Source organism: Rhodococcus triatomae, assembly GCF_014217785.1.
Taxonomy (GTDB): Bacteria; Actinomycetota; Actinomycetes; order Mycobacteriales; family Mycobacteriaceae; genus Rhodococcus_F; species Rhodococcus_F triatomae.
Genome location: NZ_CP048814.1, coordinates 3,015,044 through 3,028,022 on the forward strand (window position 1 = coordinate 3,015,044; position 12,979 = coordinate 3,028,022).

At 67.8% G+C, this 12,979-nt stretch carries 15 protein-coding genes; 10 read left to right on the top strand and 5 right to left on the bottom strand.

Annotated elements, in window-relative coordinates; genetic code table 11:
• Window positions 1–47: 47 nt before the first annotated feature.
• The 3 genes from G4H71_RS14200 to G4H71_RS14210 are packed head-to-tail and all read left to right on the top strand — an operon-like array spanning window position 48 to window position 2,738.
• Entirely contained in the window at window positions 48–419 is a 372-nt protein-coding gene (locus tag G4H71_RS14200) for an ArsR/SmtB family transcription factor (protein ID WP_054720048.1), read from the top strand.
• Window positions 416–2,380 (top strand): heavy metal translocating P-type ATPase, encoded by a 1,965-nt coding sequence (locus tag G4H71_RS14205; protein ID WP_059384189.1) that lies wholly within the window; start codon window positions 416–418, stop codon window positions 2,378–2,380. Before G4H71_RS14200 ends, G4H71_RS14205 begins: the two co-directional genes overlap by 4 nt.
• A 10-nt stretch (window positions 2,381–2,390) precedes the next feature.
• Window positions 2,391–2,738 (top strand): DUF3703 domain-containing protein, encoded by a 348-nt coding sequence (locus G4H71_RS14210; RefSeq protein WP_054720545.1) that lies wholly within the window; start codon window positions 2,391–2,393, stop codon window positions 2,736–2,738.
• Between the two features lie 70 nt (window positions 2,739–2,808).
• On the opposite strand, the gene arsA is transcribed toward G4H71_RS14210, so the two are convergent.
• From arsA to G4H71_RS14225, 3 genes are read right to left on the bottom strand one after another with little or no spacing between them, the layout of a single operon-like run.
• The gene (gene arsA, locus G4H71_RS14215) at window positions 2,809–4,605 is read right to left on the bottom strand and encodes an arsenical pump-driving ATPase (protein ID WP_072738916.1); all 1,797 of its coding nucleotides are present in this window, start codon (window positions 4,603–4,605) and stop codon (window positions 2,809–2,811) included.
• A gap of 57 nt (window positions 4,606–4,662) precedes the next feature.
• On the bottom strand, window positions 4,663–5,055 hold the full coding sequence (gene arsD, locus G4H71_RS14220) for an arsenite efflux transporter metallochaperone ArsD (protein ID WP_072738917.1): 393 nt from the start codon (window positions 5,053–5,055) through the stop codon (window positions 4,663–4,665).
• 58 nt (window positions 5,056–5,113) lie between these two features.
• Window positions 5,114–5,536 carry an arsenate-mycothiol transferase ArsC gene (locus tag G4H71_RS14225; protein ID WP_072738918.1) on the bottom strand — a complete coding sequence of 141 codons (423 nt, stop codon included), beginning with the start codon at window positions 5,534–5,536 and terminating at the stop codon, window positions 5,114–5,116.
• Between the two features lie 63 nt (window positions 5,537–5,599).
• Here G4H71_RS14225 and G4H71_RS14230 point away from each other — a divergent pair, with 63 nt between their 5' ends.
• The 4 genes from G4H71_RS14230 to G4H71_RS14245 are packed head-to-tail and all read left to right on the top strand — an operon-like array spanning window position 5,600 to window position 8,219.
• Complete coding sequence (locus G4H71_RS14230) at window positions 5,600–6,007, top strand: ArsR/SmtB family transcription factor (protein WP_072738919.1); 408 nt, start codon at window positions 5,600–5,602, stop codon at window positions 6,005–6,007.
• A gap of 35 nt (window positions 6,008–6,042) precedes the next feature.
• Window positions 6,043–7,083, top strand: coding sequence for an ACR3 family arsenite efflux transporter (arsB, locus tag G4H71_RS14235; protein WP_174561876.1), 1,041 nt, complete (start codon window positions 6,043–6,045; stop codon window positions 7,081–7,083).
• A 25-nt stretch (window positions 7,084–7,108) separates the two neighbouring features.
• A complete protein-coding gene (locus G4H71_RS14240; protein ID WP_072739021.1) occupies window positions 7,109–7,759 on the top strand; it encodes an arsenate reductase/protein-tyrosine-phosphatase family protein in 651 nt (216 codons plus the stop codon).
• A gap of 25 nt (window positions 7,760–7,784) precedes the next feature.
• The gene (locus tag G4H71_RS14245) at window positions 7,785–8,219 is read left to right on the top strand and encodes an arsenate reductase ArsC (protein WP_072738921.1); all 435 of its coding nucleotides are present in this window, start codon (window positions 7,785–7,787) and stop codon (window positions 8,217–8,219) included.
• A 139-nt stretch (window positions 8,220–8,358) separates the two neighbouring features.
• Here G4H71_RS14245 and G4H71_RS14250 read toward each other — a convergent pair whose 3' ends face one another.
• Together G4H71_RS14250 and G4H71_RS14255 are read right to left on the bottom strand one after the other, a co-directional pair.
• Complete coding sequence (locus G4H71_RS14250; RefSeq protein WP_072738922.1) at window positions 8,359–9,504, bottom strand: sensor histidine kinase; 1,146 nt, start codon at window positions 9,502–9,504, stop codon at window positions 8,359–8,361.
• The gene (locus G4H71_RS14255) at window positions 9,501–10,280 is read right to left on the bottom strand and encodes a winged helix-turn-helix domain-containing protein (RefSeq protein WP_174561872.1); all 780 of its coding nucleotides are present in this window, start codon (window positions 10,278–10,280) and stop codon (window positions 9,501–9,503) included. The genes G4H71_RS14250 and G4H71_RS14255 overlap by 4 nt, the downstream gene beginning before the upstream one ends.
• Before the next feature lie 135 nt (window positions 10,281–10,415).
• Between G4H71_RS14255 and G4H71_RS14260 the strand changes: the two genes are divergently transcribed.
• The 3 genes from G4H71_RS14260 (at window position 10,416) to G4H71_RS14270 (ending at window position 12,965) form a co-directional block, all read left to right on the top strand.
• Window positions 10,416–10,697, top strand: coding sequence for an SHOCT domain-containing protein (locus G4H71_RS14260; RefSeq protein WP_072738923.1), 282 nt, complete (start codon window positions 10,416–10,418; stop codon window positions 10,695–10,697).
• A complete protein-coding gene (locus G4H71_RS14265) occupies window positions 10,690–12,225 on the top strand; it encodes a multicopper oxidase family protein (protein ID WP_072738924.1) in 1,536 nt (511 codons plus the stop codon). Before G4H71_RS14260 ends, G4H71_RS14265 begins: the two co-directional genes overlap by 8 nt.
• A gap of 77 nt (window positions 12,226–12,302) precedes the next feature.
• Window positions 12,303–12,965 (top strand): DUF305 domain-containing protein, encoded by a 663-nt coding sequence (locus G4H71_RS14270; protein ID WP_072738925.1) that lies wholly within the window; start codon window positions 12,303–12,305, stop codon window positions 12,963–12,965.
• Window positions 12,966–12,979: the final 14 nt, after the last annotated feature.

Below are 12,979 nucleotides of genomic sequence, written 5' to 3' on the forward strand. Positions count from 1 at the left end.
CCGCTCCCTCCGCTTGATTAATCATGTTTCCTCAATATCATCGTTTTATGACGATGAATGAGCGAGCGACGACCTGCTTCGGTGAAAGTCTCGACTCTGCAGCAGCGTTGTTCCACAGTCTCTCCGACGGCACCCGCCTGGCCATCGTGCGCCGCCTCGCCGCCGGGGAATCCCGAGTAGCGGACCTGGTCGGCGAGCTGGGATTGGCGCAATCGACAGTGTCGGCGCACGTGGCATGCCTGCGGGACTGCGGCCTGGTGCAAGGCCGCCCGCAGGGCCGGCAGGTGTTCTACTCGCTGGCCCGACTGGAACTGCTCGACCTGCTGGCCTCGGCCGAAACCCTCCTGGCCGCCACGGGCAACGCCGTCGCGCTGTGCCCGAACTACGGCACCGACACCGACACGGGAGTGACGGCATGAGCGACGCCTGCGGATGCGGCCCCGACGAACCCCGCGTCGAGGGCGAAGACGACCAGGAGCCCGACAAGTGGTGGCAGGTCACCGAGATCCGGGCGGCCGCCGCCGCGGGTGTCCTGCTGATTGCGGCCCTGATCGTCCGCGTCACCGGTGGGCCCGACGCTCTCGGGACGGGCTTCGAGGCGGTGGCGCTGGTCGTCGCCGGCTACACCTTCGTCCCCTCGACCCTCAAGCGGCTGGCCCGCGGCAAGATCGGGGTCGGGACCCTGATGACGATCGCTGCCGTCGGCGCCGTGCTGCTCGGCGAGGTCGGCGAAGCCGCGATGCTCGCGTTCCTGTTCGCCATCAGTGAGGGTCTCGAAGAGTACGCGGTCACTCGCACCCGACGGGGCCTGCGCGCCCTGCTGAATCTGGTGCCGGACACTGCCACCGTCCTGCGCGGCGGCCGTGAACAGACCGTCGCCCCCGCGGAGTTGGGGCTCGGGGAGATCATGATCGTCAAACCCGGGGAGCGGCTCGCCACCGACGGCACCATCCGCACCGGGCGCACCGCCCTGGACACCTCCGCGATCACCGGGGAATCGGTGCCGGTCGAGGCCGGACCGGGCTCCGAGGTGTTCGCCGGGTCGATCAACGGCACCGGCGTGCTCGAGGTCGAGGTCACCGCCGGCGCGCAGGACAACTCGCTGGCCAAGATCGTGAAAATCGTGGAGGCCGAGCAATCCCGCAAGGGCGAGGCCCAGCGTCTGGCCGACAAGATCGCCAAGCCCCTGGTGCCGGGAGTGATGGTTGCCGCGGCGTTGATCGCCGCGATCGGCAGCGTATTCGGTGATCCGCTGGTGTGGATCGAACGCGCCCTCGTCGTGCTGGTCGCCGCGTCCCCGTGTGCGCTGGCCATCGCGATCCCGGTGACCGTGGTCGCCGCGATCGGCGCCGCCTCCAAGCTCGGCGTCCTGGTCAAGGGCGGTGCCGCCCTCGAAGCGTTGGGCCGGATCCGCACCGTCGCGTTGGACAAGACGGGCACCCTGACCCGGAACCGCCCCGAGGTCATCGACGTTGCCACCACCGGCGGCGCCACCCGCGCCGACGTTCTGAATGTCGCCGCTGCGCTCGAGGCACGCAGTGAGCACCCCCTCGCTGCAGCGATCCTCGCCGCCGTCGACGACTACACCCCCGCCGAGGACGTCGACGCGGTCCCCGGTGCCGGACTGACCGGTCACGTCGGCGGCATTCCTGCCCGTCTGGGCCGGCCCGGGTGGATCGACCCGGGCTCTCTGGCTGCCGATATCGAGCGGATGCAGCACGCCGGAGCCACTGCGGTGCTCATCGAACGCGACGGCACCCTGATCGGGGCGATCGCGGTGCGCGACGAACTGCGTCCCGAAGCCCGCGACGTCGTCGCGGGGCTGCGCCGCGACGGTTACACCGTGGCGATGCTCACCGGCGACAACGAGCGCACCGCACGAGCGTTGGCCACCGATGTCGGTATCGACGAGGTGCACGCCGATCTGCGTCCGGAGGACAAGGCCCACATCATCGACACCCTCCGCGGTACACGGCCGACGGCGATGGTCGGCGACGGTGTCAACGACGCCCCGGCCCTGGCCACCGCCGATCTGGGGATCGCGATGGGCGCGATGGGCACCGACGTGGCCATCGAAACCGCCGACGTCGCCCTGATGGGTGAGGACCTACGGCATCTACCTCAAGCCCTGCAGCATGCCCGCCGATCACGAACGATCATGTTGCAGAACGTCGGCCTCTCGCTCGCGATCATCACCGTCCTGATGCCCCTGGCCCTGTTCGGGGTACTCGGCCTGGCGGCGGTTGTCCTGGTTCACGAGGTCGCCGAGATCATCGTGATCGCCAACGGGGTCCGCGCCGGACGCGCTCGCCCCCTGACAATCTCCGGATCGGCGGCACCTGCGTCGAATCCTGGGGTACGAGAATCCTTTTCTTCCTGAAGGGCCTTCCATGAGTCCAATGCCTGCAACTGTCCGAGCCTGGTATGCCGCGGAGATGACCGCCGCTCGACACACTCACACTGCAGCCGAGCGGTGGACCCATCTCGAACGCGCGCACATCCTGTCGCAGCCCTACCCGTGGCCGCACACTCGCAATCACCTCGCCATGCTCGGTCTCGCGGTGCGTCAACGCGACCGTCGCGAAGCCCTTGGGCAGATCATCCGGATCATGGTTGCTGCCCCCGGTTCCGCGCTCGGGGGTTACCCCGAAGGCAACACCGGCCGCGTCGCTGCAGGGTTGATGACCCCCATGCCGATTCCCGCCGATCTGACCGACGTCCTCACTGGCACAGCGTGATCCGAATCGTGGCTTCAGGCATGTCTCACACGAACGACATGAGTGGACGACCCGGCCCGGTGCTGGCGGATCAACGCACCGGTGCCGGATGCCGTTCGGCCAGCTGTCCCAACGCGGTGATTCCGACCGGTTCGCTGACGGCCAGCGGAATCACCGCGCACCGATTGGCGAGTTCGTCCCGGACCGTGTCGATCTGCTCGAGTTCGGCAACCGCTCGCTGCCGCAGCAGCGGCGCGGTGGGCGCCGCCGCGGCCAGGGAATTGTTGACCACCCACCCCCACGGCTCGATACCAGCGCGCCGCAGATCATCCTGCAAACCGGCCGCCTCGAGCACCGGGGTGGTCTCGGCAAGAGTGACCAGCACAATCTTGGTCTGCGCCGGGTCCTGCAGCCGCATCAGCGGGGTGATGAAGCGCCCGCCATCGCCCATCTGCCGGGCGATCTCCCGGTGATACGAGCCGGTCGCATCGAGCAACAGCAGAGTATGCCCGGTCGGGGCGGTATCGACGACGACGAACTTGCGGCGTGATTCGTGGATGACCTTCGAAAAGGCCTGGAACACCGCGACTTCCTCGGTGCACGGGGAGAGCAGATCTTCGGCGAGGGTGGCGCGGCCGGCCTCATCGAGCCCGGCGCCCTTGGTCGCGAGCACCCGGTCGCGGTAGGTCTCGCTCGCCTCATGAGGGTCGATGCGGGAGACCACGAGGTGATCGAGTTCCCCGGCGAGAGTGTCGGTCAGATGTGCGGCGGGGTCGGTGGTGGTCAGGTGCACGTCATGACCACGGCGGGCCAGCGCCACCGCGATCGCGGCGGCAATGGTGGTCTTGCCGACTCCACCTTTGCCCATGCACATCACCAGCCCGTGGCCATCAGCCTCGATCGCATCGACCAGATCCGCCAGTGAAGCATCGGCGACCGCGGCGACACCCGGTTCGGTGTCGTCGACACTCACAGCGGTGGTGGTGGTGGTGTCGAACAGGGTGCTCAAAGCATCGAGACCGACCATGTTGACCGGCTTGAGCTCCACCAGATCGGTGGGCAGCGCGACGATCGCGGCGCCGCGACCCGCCAATGCTGCCTGCTCACGCTGGTACACGGCGGTAGCCAGCGGGTCGGTGTCATCGGCCGGGTCGGGCAGCACGCCGTTGACGACCACATGCTGTCTCGTCATGCCGATCGCGGCGAGTTCGCTGTGGGTGCGGGCGATCTCGGCCAGAGCGGCACGGTTCGCGCGTGCCACGAGCACCAGGCGGGTACGGCCGGGATCGGATAGCGCCTCGACCGCGCCGGCGTACATGGCTTTCTGCTTGTCGAGTCCGGCGAGCGGTCCGAGGCAGGACGCGTCGCCTTTGCCGTGGTCGAGGAATTCGGTCCAGTTGCCGGGTAGTTGCAGCAGCCGGATGGTGTGGCCGGTGGGGGCGGTGTCGAACAGCACGTGATCGAACCCGGCGACCCGGTTGTCGGGATCGGTGAGCAGTGAGGTGAATTCGTCGAACGACGCGACTTCGGTGGTGCACGAGCCGGACAACTGCTCGGTGATCGACGCGATCTCCGCTGCGGGCAACAACCCGCGGACGGGACCGACGATGCGTTCGCGGTAGGCGGCGGCGGCCTCCTCGGGGTCGATCTCGAGCGCGCAGAGCCCCGCCGCCGCGGGGACCTCGGTGATCGTGTTGCCGATACTCAGACCGAAGACCTGCCCGACATTGGAGGCGGGGTCGGTCGAGACGAGCAGCACCTTCTTGCCGGCCCGGGCCAGGCGCACCGCCGACGCGCACGCGATGGAGGTCTTACCGACCCCACCTTTACCGGTGAAGAACACAAACCGGGGCGGGTCGGTCAGAAACGTCGGGTCGGCGGCAGCCATGAAAGCAGGTACTCCTCGTCGGAGGGATATCGGCGGGCGGGATACGGATCTACATGGTCAGCAGCAGGTGGACTCGCCCGGGGTGCAGCAGGAGTCGTTGTCGTCGGCGAGCCCGAGCATCGTCACCCCGGACGGCGGCGCGGGTACCTCGAGGCCGGCCCAGGTGGCGAGCTCGGTGCGGGTCGGGTAGCGCCCGGTAGCGACGGTGACGTCGTCGACGAGCACGAGCGGCAGCCCGTCGGATCCGGCGAGTTCGAGGAATTTCTTGACGGTCTCGTTGTGGGCGAACGAGAGTGGGTCGTTGGCCAGGTTGTGGCGGGTGATGGCGGCGCCCTGCTCGGTCAGCGCGGCCATGTCGGCGGTGAAGGTGACCAGGTTCTGGTCGAGGTCCTCGCCGCACACGCCGGTGTTGCAGCACAGGGCCGGTTCGAAGACTGCGATGGTGCTCATAGGTATCAGGTATTCCTTCAGTGCTCGAGGGCGAACAGAGTTTCCGGGACGAACTCGGTTATCGGGCGTCGGCGTCGGACAGCAGCCGGGTAGCGAGCTCCTCGACGCGGACGGCGATGTCATCGCGGACCAGGCGCATCCGCTCGATGCCGTCGATGCCGCGTTCGGACGGCTCATCGGTGTCCCAGTTTTCGACGACCGCCCCGGCGGGCGCATCGACGTGGGCTTCGCCGCCGAGGGTGACCACTAGGTCGACTTCGGTGAGGAGTTGCGGATCGATCGGCTTGGGATACTCACCTGCGGTGGGGGCGTCGACCTCGCCGAGGACCTGCATCGACAGTGCGTTCAGCGACGATCCGGGCGTGGTGCCGGCGGAATGGACAGCGATCCGGTCGCCTGTGGTCTTACGCATGAGGGCGGCAGCCATCTGGGATTTTCCGCCGTTCTTCACGCACACGAACAGCACCGAAGCAGTGGGCACGAGAGTGGTCCTTCCCGAGGTTCTCGGATTGACTACTGGATTGATGACAGTCAATATAGACGCATGTCGAATCAGTTGTCGAGTGAGGCCGAGCCGTGCTGCCCGCCGCTCGCCCGTGAGCCCCTGACCTCGGATTGGGCCACCGACCTGGCCCGCATGTTCAAGGCCCTCGGTGATCCGGTGCGTCTGCGCATGCTCAGCATGATCGCCAGCCATCAGGGTGGGGAGAGCTGTGTGTGCGACATCAGCCCCGCGTTCGACCTGTCGCAACCGACCATCTCGCACCACCTCAAGGTGTTGCGCGAAGCCGGACTGCTCGACTGCGAGCGCCGGGGCACCTGGGTGTACTACCGGCTGCTCCCTGCAGCGCTGGAACAACTGTCCGCGGTGCTCGCCACCGAATCCGGGGTCCTGCCCGGTTCGGCCTGCACCTGCGCACCGGCCGAACCTTTCGAGGAGACCGCCTCGTGACCACCGCCACCGACAACCGGTCCGTCGCCGGCAAGATGTCGGTCCTCGACCGGTTCCTGGCCGTGTGGATCGGCATCGCCATGGTCGCCGGCCTGCTGCTCGGCCGACTGATCCCCGGGCTCGGCGACGCGTTGAGCGTCATCGAGATCGACAACATCTCTCTGCCGATCGCGCTCGGTCTGTTGATCATGATGTACCCGGTGCTCGCGAAGGTGCGCTACGACCGCCTCGACACCGTCACCGGCGATCGCAAGCTGTTGATCTCCTCGCTGATCCTCAACTGGGTGCTCGGCCCGGCATTGATGTTCGCCCTCGCCTGGCTGCTGCTCCCGGATCTGCCCGAGTATCGCACCGGACTGATCATCGTCGGCCTGGCTCGCTGCATCGCGATGGTCATCATCTGGAACGACCTCGCGTGCGGCGACCGTGAAGCCGCCGCCGTACTGGTCGCGATCAACTCGGTTTTTCAGGTGATCATGTTCGCGGTGCTCGGCTGGTTCTATCTGTCGGTCCTGCCCGGCTGGCTCGGGCTCGAACAGACCACCCTCGATGTCTCGCCGTGGCAGATCGCCAAGTCGGTGCTGATCTTCCTCGGTATCCCCCTCGTCGCCGGTTTCTTGACCCGCCACTTCGGCGAAAAAGCCAAGGGCCGCGAGTGGTACGAGGACACGTTCCTGCCGAAGATCGGCCCGTGGGCGCTCTACGGGCTGTTGTTCACGATCGTGATCCTGTTCGCCCTGCAGGGCGAGCAGATCACCTCGCAGCCCTGGGACGTGGTGCGGATCGCTCTGCCGCTGCTCGCGTACTTCATCCTCATGTGGGGTGGCGGGTTCCTGTTCGGGGCGGCGGTCGGGCTCGGTTACGAGCGCACCACCACACTGGCGTTCACCGCCGCCGGAAACAACTTCGAGCTCGCCATCGCCGTCGCGATCGGCACCTTCGGTGTCACCTCCGGCCAGGCTTTGGCGGGGGTGGTCGGTCCGCTCATCGAGGTGCCCATCCTGGTTGCTCTCATCTACGTCTCGCTCGCACTGCGGAAACGCTTCACCCGCTCGCCCGCCCCCGCTGTGTCGTAAGGACCGACCACCTCAGGAGTCGATGATGTCCGAGCACGCTGCTCAGCCGGAATTACTGATGCCTCAGGCGGTGTTGCACCGCAGCGCCGAACATCTCGCCGAGAAGTATGCCGGGGTGTTCTCGGCGCAGACCGTCGAGCGGATGGTCTTCGAGTCGTATGCGGCGCTGCGGCGCACCGCCAAGATCCACACCCATCTGCCCTCGCTGGCCACCCGCTTCGCGGGCGAACGTCTCACTGCTCTGGCGCAGGCCGAGAGCGCCGTGCCGAAGGATGTGCCGGAGGTGCTGTTCGTGTGCGTGCGCAACAGCGGGCGTTCGCAGATGGCCGCGGCACTGCTGGCTCATCACGGCGCGGGGCGGGTGCACGTGCGCTCCGCCGGATCGGCTCCTGCAGAGGCGATTCATCCTGTCGTGGTTGAGGCGATGGCCGAGATCGGGCTCGATCTCGGCGGCGAATATCCCAAACCTCTGACCGACGATGTGGTGGCGGCCGCGGATGTGGTGATCACCATGGGGTGCGGTGATGCGTGCGCGGTGTATCCGGGTAAGCGTTACCTCGATTGGTCGTTGCTCGACCCGGAGGACGAAACGGTGGGCGCGGTGCGCGCGATCCGCGACAGCATCGACGCCCGGGTGCGTGCGCTTCTCGCCGAACTCGACTCTGTCGCTGTCTGACTTCTACGAAAGGACGTCTGGTTCCATGACCATCGACTCCACGACCGCCCGCACACCCTCGGTGCTGTTCGTGTGTGTGCACAACGCCGGCCGTTCCCAGATGGCCGCGGGATTCCTCAGCGCGCTGGCCGGCGACCGGGTCGAGGTCCGTTCCGCGGGCTCGGCACCGGCCGAGCAGGTCAACCCGGCCGCCGTCGAGGCGATGGCCGAGGTGGGTATCGACATTTCCGCGCAGAGCCCGAAGATCCTCACCGTTGATGCGGTGCAGGCCTCGGATGTGGTGATCACCATGGGGTGCGGTGACACGTGCCCGGTGTTTCCGGGCAAGTCGTATCGGGATTGGGTGCTCGAGGATCCGGCCGGGCAAGGGGTGGAGGCGGTGCGTCCGATCCGCGACGAGATCAAAGCCAAGGTCGAGGCGCTGATCGCCGAACTCGTCCCTGACGGCGCCCACGCCTGACAGGGGTGGTCCGTCGGCGCCGATGACAACAAACATGACGGAGGCGTTCAGTCCCTCAAGTCGAGGGCCCGCGCTCGGAGGTCGTGAGTCCACGGATTGAGATGTACCGGATACGGCAACACCGAAGCAGACTCCGAGGTCAGACTGCAATGACGGGCAGTTCGATCGTAAAGCGTGCCCCACGGCCCGGCCCGTCACTGTGTGCTCGGATGCGCCCGTGGTGGGCCTCGACGAGGGCACGGGTGATGGTCAGGCCGATACCGCTGCCGCCGTGTCGGCGATCGCGGGCAGTATCGGCGCGGTAGAACCGGTCGAAGAGGTGGTCGAGGTGATCGGCGGCAATGCCCTCGCCGGTGTCGGCCACCGTGATCTCCACCCTGTCGGTGTGCGCTTTTCTGCTGGCGACGGTGACCGTGCCGCCACAGGCGGTGTGGCGCAGGGCATTGTCGAGCAGGTTGCCCAGGACCTGACCGAGCCGGTCGGGATCGACCGTCACGACCACGGAGTCGTCGACACGGCTGTGCAGTGCGACGCCTTTGCTGTCGTACCGTTCGTGCACCGCATCGACCGCGGCGGTGACGAGGGCGCCGGTGGTGGTGGGCACCGGCCGGATGCGGGTGAGGTGTTCTTCGGCGCGCGATACCGCGGTGATGTCCTGGGCGAGACGACCCAGCCGGTGGGTGGCGGCGCGTAGGATCTGTCGGGTGTCGTCGTCGAAGGTGCGGACGCCGTCGTCGAGGGCTTCGAGATAGGAGTCGAGGGTGGCGATCGGGGTGCGCATCTCGTGGCCGAGGTCGGCGAGCATCCGGCGACGGGTGCTTTCGGTGGCGTCGAGGCGGCGGGCGAGTTCGTTGACGGTGAGGGCAAGGTCGTCGAATTCGCGGCCGAGTCCGGGGCTGGTTACGCGGGTGTCGTACCGGCCGCCGGCGATCCGGGCGGTCGAGGTGGTCACCGCGGTCAGCGAGCGTTGGACACGGCGGGTGATGTACCAGCTCACCGCCAACGCCAGCAGCACCGCGATCCCCACCGCCAGACCCCACGCCAGGACGATTGCCCAGGCGAACGCCTCTTCGACATGGGCGGCCTGGCTGGAGTTGTGGTCGATGCCGGCCTGACCGAGGTGATCGTGGAAGATACCCGGCGCAAGGGCGGAGGCGACGAGCCAGGCACTGGCGGCGCAGCCGACCACCACCACGGTCAGGGCCAGGAACAATCGGGTGCCGAAACTCGACCCCGCCAGTGCCCGCCGCACCGACCCTCGTGGAGCGGGGATCTGGGGATTCATGCTCCCGTGCCCATCCGGTAGCCGACTCCACGGACGGTGCGCACGTAGCGGCCGCGGGTCGCGTCGTCGCCGAGTTTGCGGCGCAGATGACCGATGTGTACGTCGACCAGATGCGCGTCGCCGGTCCAGCTCGGCCCCCACACTGCCTCGATCAGCTGGGCCCGGGTGAGCACCACGCCGGGATCGCGTGCCAACGCGGCCAGAACATCGAACTCGGTGCGGGTCAAGGGCACTGGCTTCCCGTCGACGGTGACCTCGCGGCCATCGATGTCGAGGGTCAGGTTCCCGACACGGTGGATCGGATCAGCGCCGGTGGTGTTCTCGGCCGGTCCGGGTGCGGCGATCCCGGTGCGGGGACGGCGCAGCATGGCCTGGATGCGGGCCATCAGCTCGCGGGGGCTGAACGGTTTGCTCATGTAGTCGTCCGCGCCGACCGACAGCCCGATGAGGGTATCGATTTCTTCGGTGCGGGCGGTGAGCATCACGACATAGGCGTCGGAGAAGGTCCGCAGTTGCCGGCACACCTCGACCCCATCGACTCCTGGCAAACCGAGATCGAGGACCACGACGTCGGGGTCGACCTGCCGGGCGAGGGTAACGGCGTCGGCGCCGTCACCGGTGATCGCGGTCTCGAACCCGTCGCGTTCGAGATACGAGCCGATCAGGTTCGCCAACGGTGCCTCGTCCTCGACGACCATCGCCCGCAACCCCGTCGCGGGACGCGGCGGCGGCGCCGGGTCGCTGGCCGCAGTCAGAGGGCGAGCGGAGGAGTCCATGGCGTCCATCTTCACCGGCGAGTATCGCTGTCGACGACGCGGTGGGGTTTCTTGAGCAAATCTTCATACGACCTCCACAGGAATCGGGGGGTACGGGCGTCAGGCTGAAGACATGAACGGAGAAAGGAGGCGATCATGATGGGCTGGGCAGGTGAGCTGACCTGGACCGGATGGGTCGTCATGGCCGTGTGCATGTTCGCGTTCTGGGCGGTGGTGCTCTATCTGGTGGCCATGATGTTCCGCACCGATCGTGTGAACGGGCCGGGCCGCGCCACCGTGGAGGCCGATCCGCTGCGGCTGCTCGAGGCACGGTTCGCCCGCGGCGACATCGACTCCGACGAATTCGTGGCCCGTCGGCAGGTGCTGACACAGACCACCGGCATGCCCGAATTCAGGCAGGGGCAGGGCCGTGGCTAGCGTGACCCGCCGATCCTTCCTTCTCGGCTCGGTCCTCGCCGGAGCCGGAATCGTGGCGGCCTGCTCCGGATCGGGCTCGCCGACCGGCGCCCCTGTGCAGCCGACGTCGAATGCGGTCCGCCGTGTCGAGCAGGCGCGCCGCCGCCCGGGCGGCCAGCAGGTGGTCTCGGCCCGGTTGACGCCGCGTCCGATCGAGGTGGACCTCGGCGGACGCATCGTCTCGACCTGGGGATACGACGACACTCTGCCCGGTCCGCTGATCCGGGCCCGCGCCGGAGACTTGCTGCGGGTGGAGGTGGACAACCAGCTGCCGGCGGAGACGAGTGTGCACTGGCACGGCCTGGCGTTGAGCAACGACATGGACGGGGTGCCCGGGCTGACCCAGGACCCCATCGCCCCCGGGGCCCGGTTCGCCTACGAGTTCACGGTCCCGGATCCGGGCACCTACTTCTACCACTCGCACTCCGGACTGCAGCTCGACCGCGGCCTCTACGGGCCCCTGGTCATCGACGACCCGAACGAGCCCGGCGGCTACGACCACGAATGGATCGTGGTGCTCGACGACTGGCTCGACGGCACCGGCCGCACCCCCGACGACGTGGCCCGCGACCTCGGCATCGGCGCCGCCACCGGTGACAGTGGCAACGGCGGGATGGGCGGCATGGACCACGGCGCCATGGACCACGGCGCCATGGACATGGACGGCATGGACATGGGCGAGGAAACCATGCTCTCCCCACTGCTCGGCGGCGCCGGAGACGTGACCTACCCGCACTTCCTCGTCGGCGGGCGCGTCCCCGAGGACCCGATCGTGTTCACCGCGACACCCGGGCAGCGGGCGCGGATCCGGTTCATCAACGCCGGCGCCGACACCGCCTTCCGCGTCGCGCTCGGCGGGCACCGGATGACCGTCACCCACACCGACGGCTTCCCGGTCGTGCCGCAGGACACCGACGCGCTGCTGCTGGGCATGGGCGAGCGTGTCGATGTGCTCGTCACCCTCGGCGACGGCGTCTTCCCGTTGTTCGCGCAGGCCGAAGGGAAGACCGGGCACGGGCAGGCCCTTGTACGCACCGCGGTCGGGGAGCTGCCCGCACAGACCCGCCCGGGCGAGCTGGACCGGCAGGTGCTGCTCGGCATCGACCTCGCGCCCCGGGAATATGTGCGCCTGGCCGAGAAGGAGCACGATGTGTATCACAGCGTGGACATGGGCGGGACCATGTCGCCGTACCGGTGGACCCTCAACGGCCGCGCCCACCCCGACATCCCGCCGTTGAACGTCAACGAAGGGCAGCGGGTGCGCATGCGGATGCGGAACATGTCGGACATGTTCCACCCGATGCACCTGCACGGGCACACTTTCGCGCTCACCGACACCGGCCTGCTCAAGGACACCGTCACGATCGGGCCGATGCGCACCGTGGAGATCGAATTCGACACCGACAACCCGGGCCAGTGGGCCCTGCACTGCCACAACGCGTATCACCAGGAAGCGGGAATGATGACCACCGTGTCCTACCTGGCCTGATCCCCGCCTGCCGACCGGCCGTGCCCGGGCCCCGGTGCCATGGCGGTCTGTGACCGTTCGAGAAAGGACCACATCCCATGAACAACAAGAAGATTCTCGCCGTCGGCGCCACCGCACTGGCGGTGGTGTTCGCCGCGGCCGCGTGCAGTGACACCGGGACCGACACCGACACCACCGTCGCGACCTCGCCCGCGACGACCTCGGCCACCACCTCGGCTACCGACGAGGCCGCGGCGCACAACGACGCCGACGTGATGTTCGCGCAGATGATGCTGCCGCACCACAGTCAGGCGATCGAGATGAGCGACATGCTGCTGGCCAAGCAGGACATCCCCGCCGACGTGACCGCCCTGGCAGAGCAGATCAAGGCCGCTCAGGGCCCGGAGATCGAACAACTCGAGTCCTGGCTCGGGCAGTGGGGCGAGCCCACCGAGATGCCCGAAACAGGCCACGACATGCCCGGCATGGACGAGGGCATGGACGGCGGCATGGAAGGTATGGAAGGTATGGAGGGGATGATGAGCGAGGAGGACATGCAGGCGCTGTCCGATGCGCAAGCCGCCGACGCCGCCCGACTGTTCCTCGAGCAGATGATCGCCCACCACGAAGGCGCCGTCGACATGGCGCAGACCGAGATCGAGGACGGACAGTTCCCCGACGCCGTCGAGATGGCCCGCACCATCGTCGACACCCAGCAGCAGGAGATCGAGACCATGCGTGAGCTGCTGAGCACCCTGTAACCACGCCCCGCCCG

Excerpts from the sequence above, each read along its gene's own strand:
- arsD (WP_072738917.1), bottom strand. The coding sequence starts at position 5,055 with ATGAGCACCATCGCAGTCTTCGAACCGGCCCTGTGCTGCAACACCGGC.
- arsA (WP_072738916.1), bottom strand. The coding sequence starts at position 4,605 with ATGGCTGCCGCCGACCCGACGTTTCTGACCGACCCGCCCCGGTTTGTG.
- G4H71_RS14200 (WP_054720048.1), top strand. The coding sequence starts at position 48 with ATGACGATGAATGAGCGAGCGACGACCTGCTTCGGTGAAAGTCTCGAC.
- G4H71_RS14230 (WP_072738919.1), top strand. The coding sequence starts at position 5,600 with ATGTCGAATCAGTTGTCGAGTGAGGCCGAGCCGTGCTGCCCGCCGCTC.
- G4H71_RS14210 (WP_054720545.1), top strand. The coding sequence starts at position 2,391 with ATGAGTCCAATGCCTGCAACTGTCCGAGCCTGGTATGCCGCGGAGATG.
- G4H71_RS14270 (WP_072738925.1), top strand. The coding sequence starts at position 12,303 with ATGAACAACAAGAAGATTCTCGCCGTCGGCGCCACCGCACTGGCGGTG.
- G4H71_RS14250 (WP_072738922.1), bottom strand. The coding sequence starts at position 9,504 with ATGAATCCCCAGATCCCCGCTCCACGAGGGTCGGTGCGGCGGGCACTG.
- G4H71_RS14260 (WP_072738923.1), top strand. The coding sequence starts at position 10,416 with ATGATGGGCTGGGCAGGTGAGCTGACCTGGACCGGATGGGTCGTCATG.
- G4H71_RS14240 (WP_072739021.1), top strand. The coding sequence starts at position 7,109 with ATGTCCGAGCACGCTGCTCAGCCGGAATTACTGATGCCTCAGGCGGTG.
- G4H71_RS14245 (WP_072738921.1), top strand. The coding sequence starts at position 7,785 with ATGACCATCGACTCCACGACCGCCCGCACACCCTCGGTGCTGTTCGTG.
- G4H71_RS14205 (WP_059384189.1), top strand. The coding sequence starts at position 416 with ATGAGCGACGCCTGCGGATGCGGCCCCGACGAACCCCGCGTCGAGGGC.
- arsB (WP_174561876.1), top strand. The coding sequence starts at position 6,043 with ATGTCGGTCCTCGACCGGTTCCTGGCCGTGTGGATCGGCATCGCCATG.
- G4H71_RS14255 (WP_174561872.1), bottom strand. The coding sequence starts at position 10,280 with ATGGACTCCTCCGCTCGCCCTCTGACTGCGGCCAGCGACCCGGCGCCG.